At 60.3% G+C, this 24,209-nt stretch carries 22 protein-coding genes; 13 read left to right on the top strand and 9 right to left on the bottom strand.

Features of this window, described 5'->3' with window-relative positions; all coding sequences use genetic code 11:
• Positions 1 to 207, top strand: a 207-nt coding sequence (locus HLUSI_RS28110; RefSeq protein WP_016834041.1) for a glycerate kinase, incomplete at its 5' end; no start/stop codon positions are given.
• 139 nt (positions 208 to 346) lie between these two features.
• Here HLUSI_RS28110 and HLUSI_RS0111040 read toward each other — a convergent pair.
• On the bottom strand, positions 347 to 1,384 hold the full coding sequence (locus HLUSI_RS0111040; RefSeq protein WP_083830902.1) for an LLM class flavin-dependent oxidoreductase: 1,038 nt from the start codon (positions 1,382 to 1,384) through the stop codon (positions 347 to 349).
• Positions 1,385 to 1,862: 478 nt separating this feature from the next.
• Between HLUSI_RS0111040 and HLUSI_RS0111045 the strand changes: the two genes are divergently transcribed.
• Genes HLUSI_RS0111045 through HLUSI_RS0111095 form a run of 11 tightly spaced genes read left to right on the top strand, consistent with a single transcriptional unit; the run spans position 1,863 to position 14,407 of the window.
• On the top strand, positions 1,863 to 2,762 hold the full coding sequence (locus HLUSI_RS0111045) for an SLBB domain-containing protein (RefSeq protein ID WP_016834043.1): 900 nt from the start codon (positions 1,863 to 1,865) through the stop codon (positions 2,760 to 2,762).
• A 20-nt stretch (positions 2,763 to 2,782) separates the two neighbouring features.
• Positions 2,783 to 4,165 carry a Wzz/FepE/Etk N-terminal domain-containing protein gene (locus HLUSI_RS0111050; RefSeq protein WP_016834044.1) on the top strand — a complete coding sequence of 461 codons (1,383 nt, stop codon included), beginning with the start codon at positions 2,783 to 2,785 and terminating at the stop codon, positions 4,163 to 4,165.
• 13 nt (positions 4,166 to 4,178) lie between these two features.
• Positions 4,179 to 5,138 (top strand): polysaccharide biosynthesis tyrosine autokinase, encoded by a 960-nt coding sequence (locus HLUSI_RS28115; RefSeq protein WP_238533976.1) that lies wholly within the window; start codon positions 4,179 to 4,181, stop codon positions 5,136 to 5,138.
• Positions 5,111 to 6,412 (top strand): lipopolysaccharide biosynthesis protein, encoded by a 1,302-nt coding sequence (locus HLUSI_RS0111060; RefSeq protein WP_016834046.1) that lies wholly within the window; start codon positions 5,111 to 5,113, stop codon positions 6,410 to 6,412. Before HLUSI_RS28115 ends, HLUSI_RS0111060 begins: the two co-directional genes overlap by 28 nt.
• Entirely contained in the window at positions 6,409 to 7,347 is a 939-nt protein-coding gene (locus HLUSI_RS0111065; RefSeq protein WP_016834047.1) for a glycosyltransferase family 2 protein, read from the top strand. Before HLUSI_RS0111060 ends, HLUSI_RS0111065 begins: the two co-directional genes overlap by 4 nt.
• The gene (locus tag HLUSI_RS0111070; RefSeq protein ID WP_040503384.1) at positions 7,331 to 8,695 is read left to right on the top strand and encodes an O-antigen ligase family protein; all 1,365 of its coding nucleotides are present in this window, start codon (positions 7,331 to 7,333) and stop codon (positions 8,693 to 8,695) included. The genes HLUSI_RS0111065 and HLUSI_RS0111070 overlap by 17 nt, the downstream gene beginning before the upstream one ends.
• Positions 8,692 to 10,440 carry an alpha-amylase family protein gene (locus HLUSI_RS0111075; protein ID WP_016834049.1) on the top strand — a complete coding sequence of 583 codons (1,749 nt, stop codon included), beginning with the start codon at positions 8,692 to 8,694 and terminating at the stop codon, positions 10,438 to 10,440. Before HLUSI_RS0111070 ends, HLUSI_RS0111075 begins: the two co-directional genes overlap by 4 nt.
• Positions 10,383 to 11,066 carry a hypothetical protein gene (locus tag HLUSI_RS0111080; RefSeq protein ID WP_016834050.1) on the top strand — a complete coding sequence of 228 codons (684 nt, stop codon included), beginning with the start codon at positions 10,383 to 10,385 and terminating at the stop codon, positions 11,064 to 11,066. Before HLUSI_RS0111075 ends, HLUSI_RS0111080 begins: the two co-directional genes overlap by 58 nt.
• Positions 11,059 to 12,462: a hypothetical protein gene (locus HLUSI_RS0111085; RefSeq protein WP_050977689.1), complete on the top strand. Its 1,404-nt coding sequence runs from the start codon at positions 11,059 to 11,061 to the stop codon at positions 12,460 to 12,462. The genes HLUSI_RS0111080 and HLUSI_RS0111085 overlap by 8 nt, the downstream gene beginning before the upstream one ends.
• Positions 12,459 to 13,592 (top strand): acyltransferase family protein, encoded by a 1,134-nt coding sequence (locus HLUSI_RS0111090; protein ID WP_016834052.1) that lies wholly within the window; start codon positions 12,459 to 12,461, stop codon positions 13,590 to 13,592. Before HLUSI_RS0111085 ends, HLUSI_RS0111090 begins: the two co-directional genes overlap by 4 nt.
• Positions 13,593 to 13,633: 41 nt before the next feature.
• Positions 13,634 to 14,407 (top strand): polysaccharide deacetylase family protein, encoded by a 774-nt coding sequence (locus HLUSI_RS0111095; RefSeq protein WP_050977691.1) that lies wholly within the window; start codon positions 13,634 to 13,636, stop codon positions 14,405 to 14,407.
• Here the strand turns inward: HLUSI_RS0111095 and HLUSI_RS0111100 are convergent.
• The 3 genes from HLUSI_RS0111100 to HLUSI_RS0111110 are packed head-to-tail and all read right to left on the bottom strand — an operon-like array spanning position 14,364 to position 17,800.
• Positions 14,364 to 15,593 (bottom strand): GNAT family N-acetyltransferase, encoded by a 1,230-nt coding sequence (locus HLUSI_RS0111100; protein ID WP_016834054.1) that lies wholly within the window; start codon positions 15,591 to 15,593, stop codon positions 14,364 to 14,366. The genes HLUSI_RS0111095 and HLUSI_RS0111100 overlap by 44 nt on opposite strands.
• Positions 15,590 to 16,996, bottom strand: a complete 1,407-nt coding sequence (locus HLUSI_RS0111105) for an undecaprenyl-phosphate glucose phosphotransferase (protein WP_029363397.1) — start codon at positions 16,994 to 16,996, stop codon at positions 15,590 to 15,592. Before HLUSI_RS0111105 ends, HLUSI_RS0111100 begins: the two co-directional genes overlap by 4 nt.
• Before the next feature lie 48 nt (positions 16,997 to 17,044).
• Complete coding sequence (locus tag HLUSI_RS0111110) at positions 17,045 to 17,800, bottom strand: WecB/TagA/CpsF family glycosyltransferase (RefSeq protein ID WP_029363398.1); 756 nt, start codon at positions 17,798 to 17,800, stop codon at positions 17,045 to 17,047.
• A 226-nt stretch (positions 17,801 to 18,026) separates the two neighbouring features.
• Here HLUSI_RS0111110 and HLUSI_RS0111115 point away from each other — a divergent pair, with 226 nt between their 5' ends.
• A complete protein-coding gene (locus HLUSI_RS0111115; RefSeq protein WP_029363399.1) occupies positions 18,027 to 18,962 on the top strand; it encodes a glycosyltransferase family 2 protein in 936 nt (311 codons plus the stop codon).
• Positions 18,963 to 19,105: 143 nt separating this feature from the next.
• Here the strand turns inward: HLUSI_RS0111115 and HLUSI_RS0111120 are convergent, their stop codons facing one another.
• The 5 genes from HLUSI_RS0111120 to pheS form a co-directional block, all read right to left on the bottom strand.
• A complete protein-coding gene (locus HLUSI_RS0111120) occupies positions 19,106 to 19,825 on the bottom strand; it encodes an FkbM family methyltransferase (RefSeq protein WP_238533977.1) in 720 nt (239 codons plus the stop codon).
• Positions 19,826 to 20,015: 190 nt separating this feature from the next.
• Positions 20,016 to 20,426 carry a MerR family transcriptional regulator gene (locus HLUSI_RS0111125; RefSeq protein WP_016834059.1) on the bottom strand — a complete coding sequence of 137 codons (411 nt, stop codon included), beginning with the start codon at positions 20,424 to 20,426 and terminating at the stop codon, positions 20,016 to 20,018.
• A gap of 14 nt (positions 20,427 to 20,440) precedes the next feature.
• Positions 20,441 to 20,854, bottom strand: a complete 414-nt coding sequence (locus HLUSI_RS0111130) for an integration host factor subunit alpha (RefSeq protein WP_050977690.1) — start codon at positions 20,852 to 20,854, stop codon at positions 20,441 to 20,443.
• 71 nt (positions 20,855 to 20,925) lie between these two features.
• On the bottom strand, positions 20,926 to 23,352 hold the full coding sequence (gene pheT / locus HLUSI_RS0111135; protein ID WP_016834061.1) for a phenylalanine--tRNA ligase subunit beta: 2,427 nt from the start codon (positions 23,350 to 23,352) through the stop codon (positions 20,926 to 20,928).
• A gap of 108 nt (positions 23,353 to 23,460) precedes the next feature.
• On the bottom strand, positions 23,461 to 24,209 hold a 749-nt coding region (gene pheS, locus HLUSI_RS0111140), incomplete at its 5' end, for a phenylalanine--tRNA ligase subunit alpha (protein ID WP_016834062.1).

Genomic DNA, 24,209 nt, shown 5'->3' on the forward strand with positions numbered 1-24,209 from the left:
ACTCGCGCGCGCCAGGCCGGCGTGCAGACTTCATTGTTGTCCGGCGGCATCGATCGCTCCGCGCTGGGCCGGTTGCAGACCAGCTTCTCGGGCTGCTTCTCGATCACGTTCGGACCGACCACGCTGGACAAGGCCATCGCAGATGCCGCCGGATTACTCAGGGACAGTGCCGAACAGATGACGCGCCTGTGGCTGTCCGGACGCTGATTGAAACAGGATGGCTACTCACAAAAACTGGGGATAATTTTGTGGATAACCTTGAGGAGTTCTTGCTATCCAATTGATTTTAAAAGAATTTATTGGATTGCTAAAAGTGGATGCATTTTCGCGCATTCGCCTTTGACGATCAAACCAGCGCAAACTCCCGCGCAATCAACTCATACGAACGCTTGCGTGCTTCATGATCGTAAATGATGCTGACGATCATGACTTCATCCGCGCCGTAGGCCTGCGCCAGCGCCTCAATCTGCTCGCGCACCCGCGCCGGTGAACCGATTACGGCCCGCCGGCCCGACGGCAAGGTGGACGAAGGCAAGTCATGTTCCTCAAAGAAGCGCAATGCCGTCTCCACCGACGGAATCTTGTCCAGACGGCGCCCGCTATGCATGTGGATCAGGCGCATGCCGTAGCTGGTCGCCAGCAACTTCGCCTCCTCATCCGTCTCGGCGCAAATCACCTGCAGCGCAACGCCCTGGCATGCTTCGGGCCAATGCGGCGACGGCACGAAATCGCGCCGGTAACGCGCCGCCACGGTTTCGCCCGCCGCCTGGATGAAATCTGCAAACATGTAAGGCATGCCCAGTTCGGCTGCCCAGATGCCGCTTTGCGCCGAGGAGCCCAGCATCCACGGCTGCAGCAGCTCGGGGCTGCCGGGCATGGGCGGCAAACGCGCGAACGGATGATCTCCGGGCAGCTCGTCCCACAGGTAAGCCAGCAGCTCATTCAATTGATCGGGGAAATCGTCCTGTGGACGCTGACGCCGGTCACGCTGCAATGCCGACGCCGTCAGCGAATCACTGCCCGGCGCACGCCCCAGCCCAAGGTCGATGCGCCCCGGATACAAGCCGCTCAGCATGCTGAAAGACTCTGCCACCTTGAGCGGACTGTAATGCGGCAACATCACGCCGCCGCTGCCCACGCGCAGACGCGAAGTAGCAGCGGCAATCGGCCCGATCAGCACCTCCGGGCTGGCGCAAGCCAGCGATTGGGTGCCGTGATGTTCGGCCACCCAATAGCGGTAATAACCCAGGCGGTCGGCCAGCACGGCCAGATCGAGTGAATTCCGAAGCGCCTGCGCGCTACTCATTCCCTCGGAAACCGGGGCTTGGTCGAGCACGCTGATGCGCAGGGGCGAAGTAGAAGAAATAGCGGTTGCAACTGACATGGCGCAAGGAGCTGAAAACAATCCGCCAAGGATAGACGAAATCGCGAAAACAGTTTTCTGCAGAGCGATTTCGGCGTGACGTCCGACGAGTCCCGGCCCAGGGCGTGCGACGCGTTTTTAAAGCTGCAATTTGAATTGATATCGCACAATATCTATGCTTAACTGATCGCACAGCCGAAGTTGCAACGCCATATCCATGCAGTTGAAAGAACTTCCGTGCATCGGAACGATCCATCGGCAAGAATAAAAACAGGTAAAATTACCTTGCAGAAACATCGTCGCAAGGCGACTCAAAATTGCAAAGATTTGTAGGCATCATTGAAATTTTTTTGAAATACGTCTGTTTTCGATTAATATGCACGACTTAAGTTGTCATATTTACAAAACTTTGCCTCCTGATTCACGTTTCATTGCCCACACAACGACGTGCCGCGTGCCGCACAAGCAATCGTTTTGTCATCAGTCACGGGAGTTAAGTTTGCGCCGATTCGCTTTATTCATTGCCACCATCATCGCCCTCCTGACGAGCTTTTCCGCTCTGGCGCAGGTGCCTACCGATCCGACCAGGACCGGTGAACTGATGTCCGCGCCACCCGGCACTCTGTCCACGCTGGCGCTGCCCTCCTCCACTGTGACGAATACCCGCGTGGGCTCCGGCGACGTATTGCGCGTGACTGTGTTTGGCCAACCCGACCTGTCCGCAGAAGTCGGCGTCAACGACAAAGGCTTCCTGACATTGCCGCTGATCGGTGGTATCGACGTCAACGGCCTGACCACCAGCGAAATCTCCGCCAAAGTCGCGGATGGCCTGCGCAAGGGGCAGTACCTCAAGAATCCCGAAGTATCGGTGGAAGTCGTCCAGCTGCGCAGCCAGATGGTGTCGGTACTGGGTGAAGTCAGCCGTCCGGGCCGCTATCCGATTCCCGGCCACATGAGCGTGCTGGAACTGCTGGCGACCGCCGGCGGCCTCACCGCGCAGGCCGACCAGACCGTGACGCTGCTGCGCAGGAAAAACGATAACAACGGCAGTAGCGCCGAAATCGATGTCCGCATCCCTATCCTGCTGGGCGAAACCAGCACTACCGGACGTACTCCTCTCGATGTCGAGCTCAACGCCGGCGACGTCGTCAACGTGAACAAGAAGAAGCTTTTCTATATCCACGGCGAAGTCAATCGCCCGGGCTCCTATCCGATGGAACAAGACATGAACGTCATGCGTGCGATTTCGCTGGGTGGCGGCATGACGCAGCGCGCATCGCAACGCCGGATCTATATCAATAGGGAAATGCCTGAAAAGGGTGTACAGGAAATCAAGGCAAAATTGACGGACCCGATCTTGCCGGGCGACGTCGTGTACGTCAATGAAAGTCTATTCTGAACAAACATCAAGGCTATAACGTGAACCTGCAGGCTCCCGAAACCGGCTTATCCTCCAAACAGCTGGCGTCGATGATCTCGGCGCGGCGCAGCACGATATTCAAGACCCTGCTGGCGACAGTGGCGGCGACGATCGTCGTGACCCTGTTGCTGCCGAAAACCTATACCGCCTCGTCCGACATCTACCTCGACTACAAGGGCAACGATCCCATCAACGGACGCCTGTTCTCGCCGATGATGGACGAGAGCTACATGCAAACCCAGTTCGACATGATCAAGAGCCAGGCCGTGGCGGAAAAAGTCATCGATGCGCTCGACCTGGAACGTACCGCCGCCTATCACGAAGCGGTCGAACGCAGCGGCGAAGCCCGCGCGCACTCGCAGCTGGTCAAGCGCATCAACGACCATACCATGGTGGTGACGCGCCGCTCCAGCCGCGTGATCGAAGTCGAATATGCCGCGGACACCGCCGAGCAGTCGCGCGACCTGACCAATGCCGTCGTGCGCGCCTACATCGACCTGAACCAGCAGATATCCTCCGCTTCGGCGCGTTCCCGCCGCGAGCAGTACAACGCGCAGCTGGAACATCTGCGCAAGGAAGCCGATTCGATCCAAGAGAAACTGACCAAGTACCAGCAGGAAGTCGGCATCCTCGATCCCAACGAACGCAACGACCTGCAATCGCGCCAGCTGGGCGACCTGATGACTTCGCTGATCACCGTTCAGAACCAGCAACAGGAAGCGCAGGCCCGCAAGAGCGCCACCGACAGCCTGGTGCGCAACGGCCTGCGCATCGACGAATTGCCGGACGTCGCGCAGCGCCCCAACATCAACGATCTGAAATCCAAACTCAGCGACGTCAACAAGCGCCTGGCTGATATACAAGAGGTACTCGGCGCGCGCCATCCGAAGACAGTAGCGCTGATCAGCGAGCGCGACGATATCGCTGCGCGCATCTCCCGCGAAGCGCGCAGTTCGCTGGACGCGCAGCAAATCGACGCGCGCCGCCTGGCCATGCAGGAACAGGCGCTGCAAAAGGAAGTCGACACCCAGCGCGCCAAGCTGCTTGAGCAGAAACAGCATCGCGACACCATCACCTCTTACCAGCGCCAGCTCGACAGCGTCGAGCGCGTCTACAACACCGCGCTGGCGAAGTACGATGAAATCCTCATGGCCAGCAACATCAACACCTTCGACCTGACCGTCCTGCGCGTGGCCGAAGTGCCGAGTACGCATTCCAAGCCGCTGCTGCTGCAAAACATCGCCGCCAGCATCGTGGTCGGCCTGGCGCTGGGCTTCTGCCTGGCCCTGCTGTACGAACTCGGTCAACGCCGCGTGCGCTGCGAAGACGATCTGGTGCGCGGCATCCACCTCCCGCTCATCGGCAACATCGGTATCCGCTAAGGCTGCAATGACCATGGCAACAGAAAATACATCGACCACACCGATCACTATGGGGACCGCCGACAAGATGGGCGCTCGCTTCGTGGAAGCGGGCCTGCTGACCGAAGAACAGGTCGCACGCGTTGTCGAGTTGCAAAATTCCGCCCATATCCGCTTTGGCGAAGCTGCCGTCCGCCTCGGGCTGCTGACCGAACAGGATGTGCAGGCGGTGCTGTCCAAACAGTTCAACTACGCCACCGCCCTGACCTCGACCGAAGGCCTGGACAAGTCGCTGGACATCGCGCTGGCGCCGTTCGGCATGGAAGCCGAAGCGATTCGCCAGATCCGCGCCGAGTTGTCGATCCGCCTGAGCGATCAGGAAAAAATCTCGCTCGCCGTTGTCAGCACGGCCGAAGGCGAAGGAAAATCCTATCTTGCCGCCAGCCTGGCCCTGGCGTTCTCGCAGATGGGCAAGCGCACCCTGCTGATCGACGCCGACATGCGCGCGCCCAAGCAGCATCTCCTGTTCGGACTTGAAAACAAAACCGGCCTGTCGACCATGCTGGCCGGCCGCACCGAGATTTCCGCCGGCGGCCTGGCCGAAGGTTTCCCGCATCTGCGTGTGCTCAGCGCCGGCCCCCAACCGCCGAATCCGCTGGAAATCCTGCTGCAGCCGGCTCTGAGCAACCTGATGCGGCAACTGGCCAATGACTTCGACGTCTTCATCGTCGACACGCCGGCCGCACAGACCTCCTCCGACGCGCAGACCATTTCGCAGCAAGTCGGCATGTGCCTGCTGGTGGTGCGGCAGCATCATTCCCGCCTGGACGACCTGCGTCAGACACAAGCGCAAATGAAGACCGCAGGCGCGCAAATCATCGGCACGGTCTACAACCAGTTCGCCGAGAACGACGCGTTCGATCAGCTCGAAGGCAAGGGCAAGAAACTATGGCACCGTCTGCGCAAATGGCTGATCAGCCCACTCAACAGGTAGGCGGCGTCAGTAGCAGGAAGCTGCTCACGCACTCACTGGCGTCGCTGCTCGACCAAGCCCTGTTGAGCGGGCTGAATTTTGCGCTGGGCCTGGTGCTGATCCGCCTCGCGACCAAAGAGTCCTACGGCGTCTATTCGCAGATGTATGTCGCGGGCATCTTTGCCTCCACTGTCATCGAAGCGCTGATCACCGGACCGCTGACTACCATCGCGCCCGGCAAGACGATCGCCGAACGCGCGCGCCTGACCACGCTGTTGCTCCGTTTCCAGTGGCAGCTCAGCATAGTCCTGGCGGTATTGTTCGGCATCGGCAGCGGCGTGATCGCGGCCCTCGCGAAGATCGACGCGCATCCGGTCTGGCTGGGCATTGCCTTCGCCCTCTATATCCTGGCCAACGCCCAGCGCGAATACCATCGCAGCATCAGCTTCATCGAAGCCCGTCCTCGCCGCGTGCTGCACACCGATGCAGCCTATGTGCTGGGCGTGATGGTGGGCGTCGGCATCCTGCTGCTGGTCGGTTACCTGACCGTGCCGGCGATCTTGCTGGTGCTGGGACTGGCCAACATCGCCGGCATGTGGCGCAGCACCGACCACGGACTAGCATCGCCAACGTCGATGCAGGCCCGTAATGAAACGGAATACCGCGCCGTAGTCGGCGAAGTCCTGCAACGCGGCCGCTGGGCCTTGCCGGGCGCGCTGGTGGCCTGGGCCACCAATTACAGCTATCTGTATCTGGCGGCGGCCGTGCTCGGCGTTGCCGCATCCGCCGACCTGAATGCCTCGCGCCTGCTGCTCATGCCGATCTCGTTATCGGTGCTGGCCTGGTCGCGCGTGGCGCGGCCAATGGTCAGTCGCCTGTTCGCGGCACGCGACTGGAAACATCTCGACCGCCTGGCCTGGGCCTCGATCGCCGGCGTCGAAATCGTCACCATCGTCTACGTCATCGCCCTGTGGCTGGCCTTGCCGTGGCTGCAGGCGCACGTGTTGGGCGCCAAATACCACGGACTGGAACCGATGGTGCTGGCCTGGGGCGGCTATTTCGCAATCAACGCGGCGCGCTGGATCGGCTCGTCCTGGCTGACCAGCAATGACCAGTACAAGCTGCTGCTGCTGAGCGGCGTCGCCTGCCTGATCATCATGCTGATTTCGGCCGCAGTGTTCATCCCGCTGTACGGCACCTGGGGCGCGATCCTGGCGCTGATCATCGTGGAAGTGTTCGACCTGCTGCTGATCTGGGTCGTCTTCCTGCCCATGCTGAGGCGCAGACAAAGATGAGCGCGCCCATCGACATCAGCATCTGCATCTGCACCTTCCGCCGTCCCGAACTGCTGGACCGGTTGCTGGCCGCACTGACGGAACAATCCCACGATGCCCTGCGCATGGAAGTGGTGGTGGTGGACAACGACCCGGCCGGCTCGGCCGCGCCTGTCCTGCGCGACTGGCAAGCGCACTTCCCCATGCCCCTGCATGCCGTGCATGAAAACACGCCCAACATCGCCAAGGCGCGCAACGCCGCGGTGCATACCGCGCAGGGGGAATGGGTGCTGTTCATCGACGATGATGAAGCACCCGATCCCGACTGGATCCGCCGCCTGGTCGCCGCCCAGCGCCGCTACGACGCCGACGCCGTGTTTGCGCCCGTGCTGCCGCGCTACCGGGACGACACGCCGGCGTGGATACGCAGTGGTGATTTCTTCAATCGTCGCCGCTTCGCCACCGGCACCGTCATTACCACCAAGGATGCCCGCACCGGCAACGTATTGATCCGGCGCGGCAAACTGATGGCCGTCTCTGCTCCCGATGGCGGGCCTTTCGACGCCGCCTTCGGCCGCACCGGCGCAGAAGACACCATGCTGTTTCGCGACATGCTGGCGCACGGCGCCAGGTTCGTCTGGTGCGACGAAGCCACCGTCAGTGAAGAAGTCCCGGCCCAGCGCGCCAACCTGAACTGGCTGCTGCGCCGCTCTTACCGCCTCGGGCAAACTTACGTCTTGTCGGAAATCGCCCGCCTGCACGGCGTGCAGCGGTTCCTGCGTGCGACCCAATTGGGCCTGCGCGCACTGCTGCAGCTGCTGATTGCCGCCGGCGTCGCGCTGGCGACCCTGCCCTTTTCCCGCATCATGTCCATTCGCTGGCTGCGCACCACGCTGGCACAGTGCGGCAAATTAAGCGCCCTTGCGGGCCATCGCTATCATGAATACGGCAACTGACCAATTGGGCGCCTCGCGCCCGGCCAACATCTTCGACAACATTGATCCGTTTGTCGTGCGCCTGCTGATCGTCATGAGCATCACGTTCTCGCTGCTGCCGCCCGGCTTCAACTGGGGCAACACCGCTCCGCAAGGCAGCTATGTGGAAGGCTCGCTCATCTTTCAAATGGAATTCGGCTCGGTGTTCCTGATCGGCGCCTGGCTGGCCTGGCGCAATCGCGGCTGGAGCCTGCGCCATGTGCAACACCTGAATCCGCTGCTGATCGCCATCGTTCTGTATTGCCTGATCACGATCCTCTGGTCGCCCTACCCTGTCGTCACGCTCAAACGCAGCATCCAGCTGATCGGCCTGACGCTGGTCGGCATCGCGATCTCGCCGCCGGTCGGCGGCAAGCAGCAACTGATCCGCACCATGCTGGGCACGCTGATGGCGCTGATGGCGTGCTCGTTCGTCGTGGCGCTGGTGCTGCCGCGCATCGGCGTCGATTACGAATTGGGCGGCGCCTGGCGCGGCATCCTGATGCAAAAAAATGCGCTGGGCGCCATCTCCGGCCTGTGCGTAGTGTTGTGGATCAAGGAAAGCCTGGGCACCACGTTTCCGCGTTCGATCTGTTATTTCGGCATCCTGTTCAGCCTGTTCATACTGGTGATGGCCAAGAGCAGCACGGCCATCCTGGTAGCGGCGCTGGGCACCGGGATCTATCTGCTGGTACGGCGAAGCTACCTGACCGGTGAATTCGACGGCCGCAAACTGACGATCAGCCTGGCCGTCGTCCTCCTGCTTGGCTTCCATATCTTCTACGTGATCAACGGTCGCCTGCCTGAGTGGCATGAATTGTTCACTCCCTTCGGCGCAGTGTTCAACAAGAGCACCGACCTCACCGGCCGCACCGACATCTGGCGTCTGGTCCTGCTGGAAGTGGATCGCCATCCCGTGTTCGGCATCGGTTACGGCGCCTTCTGGCTCGGCGAAGGCAGTCCGTCGCAGACGATCATCAACGCCCTGCACTGGATTCCGCTGCAGGCGCACAACGGCTACCTCGACATCCTCAACGAGCTCGGCATCATCGGGCTGGCCATCATGGCCGGCGTGTTCGTCTTCCACATCCGCAACCTGATCAAGCTCACGCGCATCGACCGCGAAGAAGCCGCCATCCACTGGGCCATGCTGATCCTGATCCTGATCAGCAATCTGTCGGAAAGCGAGGTGTTCCGCGGCGTGCTGTTCCAGAATATTTTCTTCATCTATTCGTCGACCGCGATTTCCGCGCGCCTGACCTTGCACCGCATGGAACAGGCTGAACTGGCAAAGCAAACCGAAAACGCCCTGCGTGGAGCCGCATCATGAGCAAACTTCTGAGCAAGACCATGCGCCTGTGCGCGCTGACGCTGACCGTCGGCTACCTGACGCTATCCGTGACTCCCCTGCCGGCAATCGCACAGACGGCACCCGCCGCCTTCACCATCGGCGATAACGGCATCGCGTATTTCAACTTCGCCATCGACGAAGACAAGCTGGGCGGCGCGCCTGACCGCTCCGCCATGAACCAAGCGCTCGATGCCGGCTCGCGCATCTTCGTGCGCAACGGCCACTTTTACCGCGTCGGTCCCGACAATCGACCGAATACGGCCGACGATGCGCGCGTGCGCCTGTACGGCATCAACCTGAGCTTTTCCGCCAATTTTCCATCCGACGCCGATGCCGTGCGGCTGGCGCAACGCCTGCGCAAGCTTGGCATCAACGCCGTGCGCCTGCATCACATGGATACCAGCCCCGGCACCCAGGACAATCCGCCGCGCAGCCTGCTCACGCCCGGCCCCTATCCGACCTTCAATCCTGTTGCAGTCAGCCGTCTGCGCAACTTCATCGATGCATTGAAGCAGCAAGGCATCTACGTCGATCTCAACCTGCACGTGGGCTATCGCTTCCGTCCCGCCGTCGACCAGTTGCCGCCGCTGGATGGCAAAAACGAAGCCACGCCGCTGGGCGCACCGGTACACGTCTATTACCCGCGTATGGTGGCGCTGCAGGAAGACTACGCGCGCCAGTTGATCCGTGCGCTCGGCTTGCGCAACAACCCGGCGCTGGCAATGGTGGAGATCAACAACGAATCTTCACTGCTGGCGGCCTGGCAACGGCGCGAATGGACCGAAGCCGTGCCCCGCGCCTATGAGGCGGAACTTCGCAAGCAATGGCAGGAATGGCTGGTCCGGCGCTACGGCTCCACTACCAAAGCCTGCACGACATGGAATACCTGCGTGTCATCCAGTTCCGTGGTGCCGTTGCTGACGCCGACCGATGCCTCGCAAATCGGCCAGTGGCGCGACCGTCTCGACGGCAAGTTCAAATCATTGACCGCAAAGGTGCTGGGTCCGACCGATCCCGGCACGCCCAATACGTCCGGCGAAGCCTTGCGCGTGCGCGACTTCCTGTTGTTCCTGGCGGATACCGACCGCGCCTACTTCAATCGCCTGCGCCAGGTCGTGCAGAGCGAGACCGACGTGCTGGTGCCGGTGACCGGCACCCAGATGGGCTACGGCGGCGTGCTCAACTTCGATTCGCAGGCGCAGATGGATTACATCGACGAGCACTTCTACATCGACCATCCCGACTTCCCCGGCCCGGCCTGGGACCGCAACGACTGGCGCATCCGCAACAGCGCCGCCAGCGACGGCGAGCTGAACCGGCTGCTGGCGCTGTCCTTGCGCCGCGACATCCGCAAGCCCTTCGTCGTCAGCGAATACAACCAGCCCTTCCCCAACAAGCAAGGCAGCGAGATCCAGCCACTGATGGCGGCCATCGGCGCGGCGCAGGACTGGGACGGCCTGTTTTTCTTCGATTACATGGACGGCGACAACTGGGCCGCCACACCGTCGGCCTTCACACTCGCCGGCGACTGGAGCAAATATGCTGCCACCGGCCAAAGCGCCATGCTCTTTCGCAACGGACTGGTCGGCACGCTGCAAAAGCAAACGGGAGCCTTGCGGCAGTCGCCGCCGTGCGCGATCCAAGCGCCTTTGAAACGCATTTATCGGTGCGCTACGGCGTCACGCCGGAACTCGCCACGCAAGCGCGACTGGGCATGGACCTGAGCGGCGCCGGCAAGCTGGACAAGCAAACACCGCCGGCAACAACGCCGCTGCGCGCGGCCAATGGCGAATTCGAATTTGAAGCGCTACAACGCACCATCCAGTTGCGCACGCCGCAGGCGCGCGGTTTCTTCGGTTTCTTGATGAAACGCCGTGTGGGCGATGACAACGTCGCCATCGAACTACTCGGCAAGAGCCGCGGTTTTACCGGCGTGCTGCTGACCGCGCTGGACAACCGCCCGCTGGTCTCGTCGCGACGCATCCTGATCTCCGCATCGAGCGCCGTCACGGGCAATCAGCCCGGCTCGATGCCGCCGCGTCCGAAGGAATTGATCCGTTACAAAAGCGATGCCAAATGGTGGACGCTGGAACAGGACGCGGGCATGAACAGCAAACCCTCCGGTCCGCGCGACGTCGAAGGGCCGGTCTGGATGGAACGCAATGAAGCGCGCATCAGCTTGCGCACCCAAGCCAAGCGCATCAGCGTCTATCCCCTGGACGGCAGCGGCAAGCACATGACCGCGCTCGACGGCAACCGCGCCAGTCTGAACAACGGCATGGCAACCATCCATATCCAGGCCGAGATTGCGCAGGCCAGCCCCTGGTACGAGGTAGTTGCCGATGAATAACCGCCAGCAAACACTACGTCCTCTCTTTCTGCCGGTGCAGTTCGGTACATTGAGCGTGCTGGTATCCGCTGCGCTCGGCCTGTCGCTCGTCTCCGCTCCGGCATGCGCCACCGCCGAGTACGCCCTGCAAAGCGGCGTGAGCTGGTATCGCATCGACAATCCCTTCATGTTCCCCAGCAACAGCGACAACAAGCTCAAGACTTCCGACTCGGCCTGGTCGACGGACATCCGCGGCGCGCTCTTCCTGCCGCTGCCGACCGAACGCACCAACCTGCAGTTGACAGCGTCGGTGTCGCAGATGCACTACGGCAGCTCATTCGGCAACTACACCGACCTCAACGGCAATGGTCCCTACAACCTGAATCAGGCCAAGAAGCAGTTCCAGGGCATGTACACCTGGGAATACAGCGACCTGCTGCGCGGCCGCGTGCGCCATCGCACCGATGATCGCCTGTACAACTACTTCGGCGGCGAAATCGCGCCCAGCACCACCACACCGCCACGCGGCATCTCCAACATCGAACCGGAGTTTCCGCATATCCGCGAAGACGAGATCGAAGTCGCCTACCGCGTCACCAACCGCTTCGACGTGCCGCTCACCTGGACCCAGCAAACGCTGAGCTACACGGTACCGGGCCGGGTCGAGATGTACAACATGAACAGCAACGCGGTCCAGGCAGCGATCCGCTACACCTCCGGCATCAAGTCAACGCTGTCGGCGGGCGTGCGCCGCAATCGGGTAGGCTTTTCCAATCGTACGGCCCAGGACATTGCCGACTTCGACTCCGGCTATACCGACACCGAGTTCTTCACCGATACCGCCTGGCGCTATACCGAGAACACGATATTCATCGCCCATCTCGGCTCCATCGCGCGCCATTTCAAGACGCTGCCCAACCGCGACAGCCGGCTGGTGTCGGGCGAGCTGGGGATCGACTGGCACTATTCGCCCAAGACCACCTTCTACGGCCGCATCTGGGATCGCCCGCAAGCCAACGAGGAAGCCGACAGCCGTCTCTATGTGATTACCAAAGGCGTGCAGGGACGCGTGGTATGGCAGGCCACCCCGAAGACGCGCGTGTCGCTGCTGGCCTCGCTGGAGTCGCAAAAGTCGCAGAACTTCGCTACCGCCCGGATCAGCACGCCGACCAGCGGCGACGATCAGCAGTTACGCCTGGGCTTTCGCTACGATTACGACATCACGCGTCGCCTGGCGCTGCGTGTAGACGCCATACGCGAACAGACCACCTCCAAATCGGGAGGCAATATCGACTACCGGCGCAGCACGGTACAAGTCAGTCTGAATTACACCTTCGACAACATCACCGGGCCGTTCAACTTCGACAACCAGCAAGGCTACAACCGCGCGCGTCAGCAAATTGAGGACCTGCGATGAGCTTCAGCACGACTGTCGGCACGGCAGCAAGCGCCCGACCATCATTCGATTACCTATCCGGCCTCGATGGCTTGCGTGCCTGCGCGGTATTGCTGGTGCTGGTTGCCCATCTGGGCTTCAGCACGACGATCCCGGGCGGCTTCGGCGTGACGGTGTTTTTCTTCATCAGCGGCTTGCTGATTACCCGCTTGCTACTGGCGGAACATGCGCAAAACGGCCGCATCGCGGTGGGACGGTTTTATGTGCGGCGCTTGTTCCGGCTGTATCCGGCGCTGCTGGTGGCGGTCGCGCTGGCTGCCGGCGGCATCATGAGTTGGGGCAAGGTGTTTTCCGCCCTGTTCTACTACGCAAATTACTATGGCATCTATGCCCACTTCGGCCAGGGACGCGACGGCTTCGATCCCTTCAGTATCCTGTGGTCGCTGGCGGTGGAGGAGCAATACTATCTGGTCTTCCCTTTTATTTGCGTCGCTGTGCTGGCGGGAACCGCCGACCTGCGCCGTTTTTCCCGGGGGCTGGCGGGCAGCGTCGTGCTGGTGCTGGCGTGGCGCGTGATCGTGCATCATTATGGCAACAGCGGCGGCGGCACCAGCGATTACATCTACATGGCGACCGACACGCGCATCGATTCGATCCTGTACGGCGCCTGGCTGGCGCTGATCCTGGCCAACGATACGCAAAAGCACTGGCGACGCTTTTCGGCCAGCCGTGTGGTGCAGGCGGTGTGCCTGTTGCTGCTGCTGGCCAGCTTCGTGGTGCATCATCCCGGCTTTGGCGACACGCTTTCTTACTCGCTGCAAGGGTTGGCGCTGATGCCGTTGATAACTGCAATTTGCTTCACCACTTCGACGACGTCGTTGACCAAGCTGCTGGAAACCAGTCCCATGCGCCGCTTCGGCAACTGGTCGTATTCGCTCTACCTGTATCACCCTGTCGCCATCGTTCTGGCGGAGATCTGGTGGGGTCCCGGCAGCATCGGGCCGCAGCGCATCGGCTGGCAGACCTACCCGGCCTTCGCACTGACTGCGGTGCTGCTATCATTTGCACTTGCCGTGTCGTCCTACAATTTCGTGGAGAAGCCGTTCCTGCGTTGGCGCCGCCGTTTCGGCGCGCACGTGACCGACACTTGATTGACGAGCTGACATCACCGCCAACGCTGCCGGAAAAATTCATGTCCGATTCCGCCTCCAAACTTGCCCTGCGCATCAGTCGCCGACTGTCGCAGCATGCCTTCCGTAACCTCTTGCCGCTGCAGGCGGAGGCCGGCGTGGTCAGCTTTACATTCGACGACGCACCGGCATCGGCATGTGAAGCAGGCGCGCATGCGCTGGAACACCACGGCGTGCGCGGCACCTTCTACGTCGCCGGCGGCCTGACCGATGGCATGGAAGAAGGCAAACCCTGCCACACCCGCGAACATCTGCAGACCCTGCTGACCAATGGCCACGAACTGGGCTGCCATAGCTACTCACACATCCGCTGCGATAACCTCAGCGCCGATGCGCTGGAAAAAGAACTGGACCGCAACGCCACCTTTCTCGCCGAACTGGGTGTGGATATTGCCGCGCTGAATTTCGCCTACCCTTTCGGCGCCTATGCCTATAACGCCAAACGCATCTGCAGCAGGCGCTTTCGCTCCAGCCGCGTCACCAGTGGCGGCACGCATGAACACGTCGCGGACCTGAACGCGCTCAAGACCCATCGCCTGTACGACCTGCCGGTGGATACGGAAAACTATGAAACGCTGCTGGAACGCACCGCGCGCAGCAAAGGCTGGCTGATCGTCAACACGCATGACGTGGAAAGTCCGCCGAGCCGTTTCGGCTATACCCCGGAGCGGCTGGAACATGCCGTCGCTGCGGCGCTGGCCGCAGGCTGCAAGGTGTTGCCTGTGAATTCGGCTATTGATTATTTCGAGAAGAACGCAGCCCGCGCAGACGTCTGACCAGGCTGCGCAGGTGCTTATCGTTGCGCGCCCGCGCACGCAGTCGCTGATAAGCCTCACTGCACGCCACCACGATTTTTCCACGCAAGCTATGGCCCTGCTGGCCGGCATACAGAGGCAACATGTGATCGGCCCATTGCATCTTGTAGCCCTCGTCGCCCACGGTCAGGTCGAACACCGCCACTGCTTCTGCGATGCAATGCCGTACCACGGCATCGAGCAGGATCCGTCCCACCGAATAGCGCGCCCACTCGCCGTCCTGATAACCCGGCATGAGCCAGTAAAAGCGGCTGCCGTAGCGCATGCCCCAATGCGTTGCAACCAGATCGTCATCGACATACAAGGCCGATACGACGATCTCGCCGCCTGACAGGCCTTGCGCAGCAAGACATTGATAGAAATCCAGATAGCCCGGTTCGGCGAACAGATCGCGGCTGCCGGTTTCGTGCCAGCGTCGCGCTTTCTGCTGCGCCATGCCTGCGGTCACTGCGGCGCGTTGAGCCGGCGGCACATCGATCAGCAGTTTCACCGTGCCGAGTTCGCCGAGGCGCCGCAACTGACGGCGCGTGTCGGCAAACATCTTGGCGCTGCGCACTTTCTGGAATTCGGCAAAGGTCGGCGTCAGCGTCGCCGCATGCGCCTGCTCAGTGTGGCGCATGCCCGCCAGCGCAACCAAGGGATTGACGACGCCTTCGACATGCTGCGGCATGCGCCGTACACGGAAAACGTCGACGCCGCCCAGCAGACGGATGATGACCGGCCACAACACGGCAAAGGACGAGGCGTCGAAATCGGGATGCAGCAGCGGCGCATGATAGTCGGTGATCTCGCCACCGAGGAAACCCGCAAAACGTATCCCATGCTTGCGCTGACGGCCGAGCGGCAACAGCATCAGTGTGCGATCGTCGCTATCGGTGAGTTCGACGATATGCACTTCCCAGCCTTGTCGCTCGCCCAGTTCGCGCTGCCACGTTGCCAGCCAGTCATAAGCCTGAAAACCGTATGCCGCGCATGAACCCTGCGCAGCGCGCCAGCGCATTTCGGCGTGTGCGAATGAGGAATGAATGCGCACCGCCATCCCTGCGGCAAAGCGGCCGGCAATGTCCGGCGCCAGTTCGCTCAGCAGGTGTCGGGCAACTTCATTCGACATATTCACCATGCGGCGCAGCGACTTCAGTAGATTCAATAGGCATTGCGGTCTTTGAGCACCACCAGCACGGTGCGCAGGATGATCTTGAAATCCAGCGTCAGCGACCAGTTGCGGATGTAGTAGAGATCGTATTCGACGCGGCGCTGCATCTTGTCGAGCGTATCGGTTTCGCCGCGCAGGCCGTTGATCTGCGCCCAGCCGGTGATGCCCGGCTTGACCTTGTGGCGCAGCATGTAGCCCTTGACCTGTTTGCGATACAACTCGTTATGCTGGACCGCATGCGGACGCGGACCGACGATGCTCATCGATCCTTCGAGCACGTTAAAGAACTGCGGCAACTCGTCCAGCGAGGTCTTGCGCAGGAAACGTCCGAACGGCGTCACGCGCACGTCGCCGACGGTGGCCTGCCTGACCTCTTCCCCCCTGGGCAAGGGGTCGTTGCGCATCGAACGGAATTTGGACACCACGATCTGTTGTCCGCCGACCCCATAACGGAACTGACGAAACATCACCGGTCCCGGTGACGACAGTTTCACGCCCAGCGCGATGAACGCCAGCAACGGACTCAGCAAGATCAGGATGATCAACGACAGCACCACATCGACAAAGCGCTTCAACAGGCGCGCGACACCGATAAACGGCGTTTCATACGCCACCAGCACCGGCGTGCCGGCCATTTCCGCATATTGCATGTGACCCAGCCCGAACATCTTGGAATCCGGTACGAAATACACCGATGCCACCGAATCATGCAAGGCATCCACGACCGGGGCGATATCGCTGGAACGCGCATGCACCAGCGCCACGAACACCACATCCACCGGGTTTTTCTCGATCCAGCTGATGGCATCCATCAGACCACCCAGACGCGGCAGTTCAGCACCGACCCGCTGGGTTCCCTGGCGATTGTCAAAGAAGCCGAGCGGACTGATGCCCAGCATTTTGGAGGTCTTGAACGATTCCGACAGACGCTGTGCATCTTCACTGAAACCGACGAACACGGCGGTGCGCCGTTGCCCCTTGGCGGTGTACAGACGCAGTGCCCACCAGCGGCACAGCAAAGAGGTGGCAGTCAGCGTGAACGGCGTGATGATCAGCCAGGCCGTCATCACCACCCGCGAAAAATCGGCAGTGCTTTTGGTCAGGTACAGCGCCAGCACCACCACGAAGAAGGTGCCGACCCACAGCCGAACTATCGTGGTGAAATGATGCACCATCATGGAAGTGTTCTCGACCGCATGGCTGCGCAGGTCACTGAACACGATAAAGCCGGTGACACCGGCTACTGCGGCGACAAAGTTGAAGGTGGAGAAATTCGCCCACTGGTAGAAAGCGACACAGACTTCCAGCGTGAGTATGATGGTAAAGGCGTAGGCCACGCCCACTACGAGTCCCAGTAAAGTCGCATGGTGATTGCGCTTATCCGAATAAAAACTCAATGCCCACTCCTTCTTCGCTTTTTGCTTTTTGCCTACGCTGCATTGCAGCTACCACTTCCGCCGCAGCAGACCAGCGAAGCGCGCGCCCTGCACGATATAACGGCGCCACAGGCGGCGCGGTTCGGACGCCAGCCGCCAGGTCCATTCCAGGCCGCACTTCTGCATCCAGCGCGGCGCGCGTACCTTGAAACCAAGCGCAAACTCCATTGCCGCGCCCACACACATTACCACCCCGGCCTGCAATTGATCACGCAGCCCGATTGCCCAACGCTCCTGCTTGGGCATGCCCAGACAGACGAATACCACTCCCGGTCGGGCCTGATTGACCCGCTGCAACGCTTCCAATCCTTCCGCACCGAGCGGATCGAACTGCATCGACGGGCAGAACAGATCCACTTGCAAGCCCGGATAGGTACGCGCAAACGCCGCATGCAAGGCCTGCTCCTGCCCCGGCATGCCGCCGATCACATAAACCGGCACCTGTTGCACGGCACAAGCCCGTGCCAGCGCGACAAACAAATCCGCCCCCGTAACCCGCTCAGGCAAGGGCTGCCCGGTAAGACGGCTGGCCCACACCAAAGGCATGCCGTCGGCAAAAATGAAATCGGCCTGCACATACAGCTGGCGGAACTGCGGATCGGCATCCAGCCGCACCACATGATCCACATTCGGCGTGACGACGATCGCCGGCGTCCCGGCAGGGCTGGCGGCCAGTTGCATCAGACGTTGTGTGGCCTGATCAAAACTGGCAACACAGATATCGATACCAAACATCCGACAAGTCGGAAAATCCCCTGTTTTCATTTCTTCCTCACCCGGATGCCAGCAACTTACCTCAATGCATTAGCTTGATCGAAGCCAATTTGATATTATTTTAACAATTTTCTACTGGCGCCCAAATTTTTGATGGTCATTGCCTGATAATTTTTTGCTTTTTGCACGCTGATGACACAGGATAAACAACACTACGGCACACGCCAAGCGCATTTACACTTGTCAAAATTGCAATGAACCAACTTCCAGGACAGCCATGCCCGATACCGAACAACTTCCCCTGCAACCGGTAGCCGCCGCACCGGCGGTCAATCCTCACGTTGTTCCTTTAGTGATCATTTCTCCGGTGCGCGACGAAGCTAAGTACTTGCGCCGCACCTTGGATTCGGTGGTGGCCCAGACTTATCGCCCAATCGAGTGGATTTTGGTGGATGACGGTTCGGTAGATGCCACCCCCGACATCGTGCGCGAATATGCCGAAAAATATCCGTTCATCCGCCTGCTGCCGCGCCAGGACCGCGGGTTCCGCAAACTGGGCGGTGGCGTGATCGCCGCCTTCAATTTCGGCAAGGAACACATTCAGCACAGCGAATACCAATACATCGCCAAACTCGATGGCGATATGTCCTTCGGCCCGCTCTACCTGGAGCGCATGTTTCAGCGCCTGGAGATCGATCCCAAACTGGCCGCCGTATCCGGCAAAGTGTATCGCGACGAAGATGGCCACTATATCGAAGAAACCCATATCGACGAACAGGTCGCCGGCCAGTTCAAGCTCTACAAGCGCAAAGCATTTGAAGACATCGGCGGTTTCGTGCAGCACCTGTCGTGGGATGGTATTGACGTCCATAGCGCTTGGATGAAGGGCTGGAAAACCTTCAGCTTTTACGATCCGCAAGCCTGGCTATGGCACCATCGGATCATGGGCTCATCCGACAAGCATATCTATGAAGGCCGCCTGCGCTGGGGCCGGGCCATGTGGTACATGGGTTACCATCCGCTTTATGCGATTGCCGCCGGCATCAACCGCATGCGCGAAAAACCCGTGTTCATTGGCGGCCTGTTGATGATCGTCGGGTTCTTCTGGTGTTGGGTACGCCGTCAGCCCAGCTATGACAATATGGAATTCCGGCGTTACTTGCGGCAATGGCAAATGACGCGTCTGAAAAATACCCTGCTGGGCAAGAAATAAGCCCTGTCCGTCTGCACCAAGAGCGGGCGATCAATCACCGTGAAGTCTGAAGACCGGCTGCCATCCATGTGCAGCCCGTCGGTCTGCCGTGCACAATGGCAAGCGGCAAACGGCAAACTGCTCCTCGTGCAGCAGGGGCTAGCTTATTTCGCAGGTACCAGATCCGAGCGGATCATGATGCAATCGACTTCTACCAGGCGCGGGAAATGCCCGGCATTGTTCGGCACCAAAGCGCTCAGCGTGAAGCCGTGGCTTTCGTACACGGTAAGCGCCTCGCGGAAATCCACCGAATCCGCATACAGTTTGGCAATCGCCAGTTCGCTCTGCAGACCGACAAACTCCTGCACGATATTGGCCGAGCCCTTGAAGATGTTGACGTCGTAACCCTGGGTATCCATTTTTAGGAAGGGCCGGACAAAACCATATTCCGACTGCAGCCGGCGCAAGGTTTTCTCCAGGCGTTCGGTCTCGACCTCGATCGTTTCGCTGATCGCATTCAATTTGACAAACAAATTCACATCTTCATGGCTGGGAGTGCTCAGCGAACTGAACTGGCTCGATTTCATGACGTTGAATTGGGCGACGCCATCCTGATTCGAAATCGCCAGTTCGCTGATGATCCATTTATCGTCACGCGCGGAACGCTGGCGCAGGACTGCGGCGTCATGCGGATTCGGCTCGAACGAAAAGATATGACCTTGATACCCGCCGCGACGCAGCATCTCCGCATATTGCCCCTGGTTCGCGCCGATATCGAAGACAGCATCGACATCCAGATATTGCAGCAGTTTTTTCAGCTGGATCTGTTCCCATTGAGCATACAGCCGTTGCGAATCAACGACATCGTGTTTCAATCTGGACAAGGCAGCTTTAATGGCTTTGATCACTATAGCCTCAATAATTTATGTGATTTCGGAAAAGGGAAACAGGCGTACGAAACGTACTGTGAGCGCTCAGTATGCCTCAAGCAGCAACCGAAGTGCGCGCTGCTACGTGGTGCTTGTCTCGATAAGAAAAAAGCTGCCAGCGGCAGCTTTCTTGTTCATACAGCCATCAGGCACGCGCCGTCGGTCGCAGTAATTCGAGAATATCGAGCAATTCGACACGCACCGCATCAATCTGGGCTGCATCCATCGACACTGACACTTCGACCTCTTCCGGCAACCCTTCCTGCCGCTCTTCGCCCATATGGCCGTCCAGCTTGTTGCGGGCGCCGCTGATGGTAAAGCCTTGCTCGTACAGCAGTTCGCGGATGCGGCGGATCAGCAGCACTTCGTGATGCTGGTAATAGCGGCGGTTGCCGCGCCGCTTGACCGGCTTCAGCTGGGTGAATTCCTGCTCCCAGTAGCGCAGCACGTGCGGCTTGACGCCGCACAACTCGCTGACTTCACCGATGGTGAAATAGCGCTTGGCGGGAATCGGGGGCAATACGATCACCGCAGGTTTATTGACGCGTTCGTTCATGGAATGAAATTACGTTACACAGCAAGGGCGAGAGGCTGGCCGCTCGACACCTCGACCATTTCCTTGAGCTTCTGGCTGGCGTGGAAAGTGACGACGCGGCGCGCAGTAATCGGAATCTCTTCGCCCGTCTTGGGATTGCGACCGGGGCGCTGCGGCTTGTCGCGCAACTGGAAATTACCGAATCCAGAAAGCTTCACCGCTTCGCCGCGTTCGAGCGCATTGCGAATTTCGTCGAAGAAAGTTTCAACCATGTCCTTCGCTTCGCGCTTGTTGAGACCGACCTGCTCGAATAAAAGTTCGGCAAGTTCGGCCTTGGTCAGCGTCGGGAGATTTTTTTCTGCCTGCGAACGCACCTCGGATTCGAGTACGGCGCGTTGCAAGTCGGCATCGAGCACAGATTGAAATTCGCTTGAATTCACGTTATTCATGACGGGTGATTGGCCTGTTCTCTACCGGTTCTTTGTTTATTTATTTGTTCTATCTATTGCTTTGTGTACTATCAAGCACGCAACTTGGCGGCAAGTTTCCCTGTCGCAGCGGCTACGATAGCGGCCATTGCAGCGTCAACTGTGTCGTCCTGGAGTGTGTTTTGAGTATCTTGCAAGGTGAATCGGAAAGCAAGACTTTTTTCGTCGTTTTCCAAGCCCTTTCCTTGATATTCATCAAATAAAACAATGGCTTGGATGATTCCGCAAGCAGGGTTGCCTTGCTGTTCCGCAGCGAAAATATCACGCAATTCCTGGACCTGAACCGCCTGTTTGACGACCAGTGCGAGGTCGCGCGTGACGGCCGGGAATTTGGAGATTTCGACGTAGGCCGGCACGTCGCGTTGCTGCAGCGCAGCCGCATCAATCTCGAACACGACCGGCGCCAGCGGCAGGTCGTATTTCTGTTGCAGACGCGGATGCAGTTCGCCGATCAGGCCGATGCTCTTGCCGTCCAGCTCAACCTGGGCCGAACGTCCCGGATGCAGCGAAGGATGCTCGATGCGTGCGAAACGCAGGACGCGCGGGGCGAACAAGACTTCCAGATCCGCCTTGACGTCGAAGAAGTCGACATTGCGCGCGTCCTGCCCCCATTGCTCGTCAGCCACCGGACCATAGGCCAGGCCGGCGACGCGCTTGGGTTGATGATAACCGGCCACTTCCAGCGGACCGTCCTGCACCTGCGCATCGCGATGGAACACCGCGCCGATTTCAAACACGCGTACGCGGTTGGCCTTGCGGTTGATGTTGTAGCGCACATTGGCGACCAGGCTGGCGATCAGCGAGGAACGCATCACGTTCATCTGGCTGGCGATCGGATTGAGCAGCTTGATTGGCGCCTGGTTGCCGGCAAAGTCGGCTTCCCACGCGCTCTCGACGAAGCTGAAATTGACCACTTCCTGATAGTCGAGGTCGGCCAGCAGGTGACGGATGGCGAACAGCGAACGAATATTTTCCGGCGCGATCTTCATCTCGCTGGCGGCCACCGGCGGCAAGGCCGGGATGTTTTCAAAGCCGTAGACGCGCGCGATTTCTTCGATCAGGTCTTCTTCGATTTCGATGTCGAAGCGGAACGACGGCGGCGTCACCGCGAACAGGCCGGGCTCTTGCGTGAACTGCAGGCCGAGGCGGGTGAAGATGTCGGCGATCATATCGTCGGTGATGGCCACGCCGATCACCTTGGTGGCGCGCGCAGTACGCACCTTGACCGGCTCGCGCTTGGGCAGGTTGACGATCTGGTCGTCGACCGGGCCGACCTTGGTGTCGGGCGTGCCGCAGATTTCGATCAGCAAGGCGGTGATGCGCTCGATGTGTTCGACCACGGTGGCGAAATCAACACCGCGCTCGAAGCGATGCGCCGCATCGGTCGAGAAGTTGTAGCGGCGTGCGCGGCCCTGGATCGCTTGCGGGAACCAGAATGCGGCTTCCAGATAAATATTCGTGGTCTCGAGCGAAACTGACGTGGCGTCGCCGCCCATGATGCCGGCCAGCGATTCGAGTTCCTTGTCGTCGGCGATCACACCGACCCATTCGTCGACTTCAACGGTATTGCCGTTGAGGAGCTTGATCTGTTCGCCCTTCTTGCCCCAGCGCACATCGAGACTGCCATGGATCTTGTCGAGGTCGAACACGTGCGACGGACGGCCGAGTTCCAGCATGACGTAGTTGGAGATATCGACCAGCGCCGAGATCGGACGCTGACCGCTGCGCTCAAGGCGCTGCTTCATCCATTGCGGCGTTGCCGCCTTGGCGTTCAGGCCGCGGATCACGCGACCGGCAAAACGGCCGCACAGATCCGGCGCGGAAATCCTGACCGGCAGTTTTTCGTCGAGATTGACGGCGACCGTCTGGAACGTCGGTTGCTTCAGCGGGGTATCGGTCAAGGCCGACACTTCGCGCGCCACGCCGAGCACGGACAGGCAATCGGCCTTGTTCGGGGTCAGCTTGATGGTGAACTTGAGGTCGTTGAGCAGGAAGTAATCGCGGAAATTCTGGCCGACCGGCGCATCGTCAGGCAACTCGAGCAGGCCGCCATGGTCTTCCGACAGCTTCAGTTCGCGCGCGGAGCACAGCATGCCTTGCGATTCGACGCCGCGCAGCTGGCCGACCTTGATCTCGAACGGCTTGCCGTCGGCGCCCGGAGGCAGCACGGCGCCGGCCATCGCGCAAGGCACCTTCATGCCGACGCGCACGTTCGGCGCGCCGCAGACGATGTTGAGGATGGTGCCGGTCTTGACGTCGACCTGGCAGACGTTCAGGCGATCGGCGTTGGGATGCTTGGCGACTTCCAGCACTTCGCCGACCACCACGTTGGAGAACGGCGGCGCGACCGCTTCGACTTCTTCCACTTCCAGGCCCGACATCGTCAGCATGTGCGACAACTCATCCGAAGTCATCTTCGGATTGACCATGGTGCGCAACCAGTTTTCAGAGAATTGCATGATTCAAACCTTCAGCTATGGTCCGGAAGTCCGGACAGTCCACAGTTTGCAGCGCAGCGCGGATAGCGTTCGCGCCGGCCCTGCATCACATTGTTCAATTGAATTGCGTCAGTTAAATTGTTTCAGGAAACGCAGATCGCCTTCGTAGAACAGGCGCAGGTCGTTGATGCCGTAGCGCAGCATCGTCAGGCGCTCGAGGCCGGAGCCGAACGCGAAGCCGATGTATTGCTCGGGATCGAGACCCATGTTGCGCACCACGCTCGGATGCACCTGGCCGGCGCCTGAAACTTCCAGCCAGCGGCCTTTCAGCGGACCGCTGCCGAAGGCGATGTCGATTTCCGCCGACGGTTCGGTGAACGGGAAATACGAAGGACGGAAGCGCACCTGCAGGTCGTCGGTCTCGAAGAAGGCCTTGACGAAGTTGAGGTAGACGCCCTTGAGGTCGGCGAAGCTGATGTCTTCGGCGATCCACAGGCCTTCGACCTGGTGGAACATCGGCGAGTGGGTCGCATCGCTGTCGACGCGATAGGTGCGGCCCGGGGCGATGACCTTGATCGGCGGCTTGTTCATGCGCGCGTAACGCACCTGCATCGGGCTGGTGTGCGTGCGCAGCAGCAGCGGCTTGCCCTGGGTGTCGTTGCCTTCGATGTAGAAGGTGTCCTGCATCGAACGCGCGGGATGGTTTTCCGGGCTGTTCAGTGCGGAGAAATTGGTCCAGTCGGTTTCGATTTCCGGACCGTCGGCAACGTCGAAGCCGATCGAACGGAAGATTTCTTCAACGCGTTCCCACGAGCGCATCACAGGATGGATGCCGCCCTTGGCCACGCCGATCACCTTGGTGGCGCGCGCAGTACGCA

The organism is Herbaspirillum lusitanum P6-12 (assembly GCF_000256565.1).
Taxonomy (GTDB): domain Bacteria; phylum Pseudomonadota; class Gammaproteobacteria; order Burkholderiales; family Burkholderiaceae_D; genus Herbaspirillum; species Herbaspirillum lusitanum.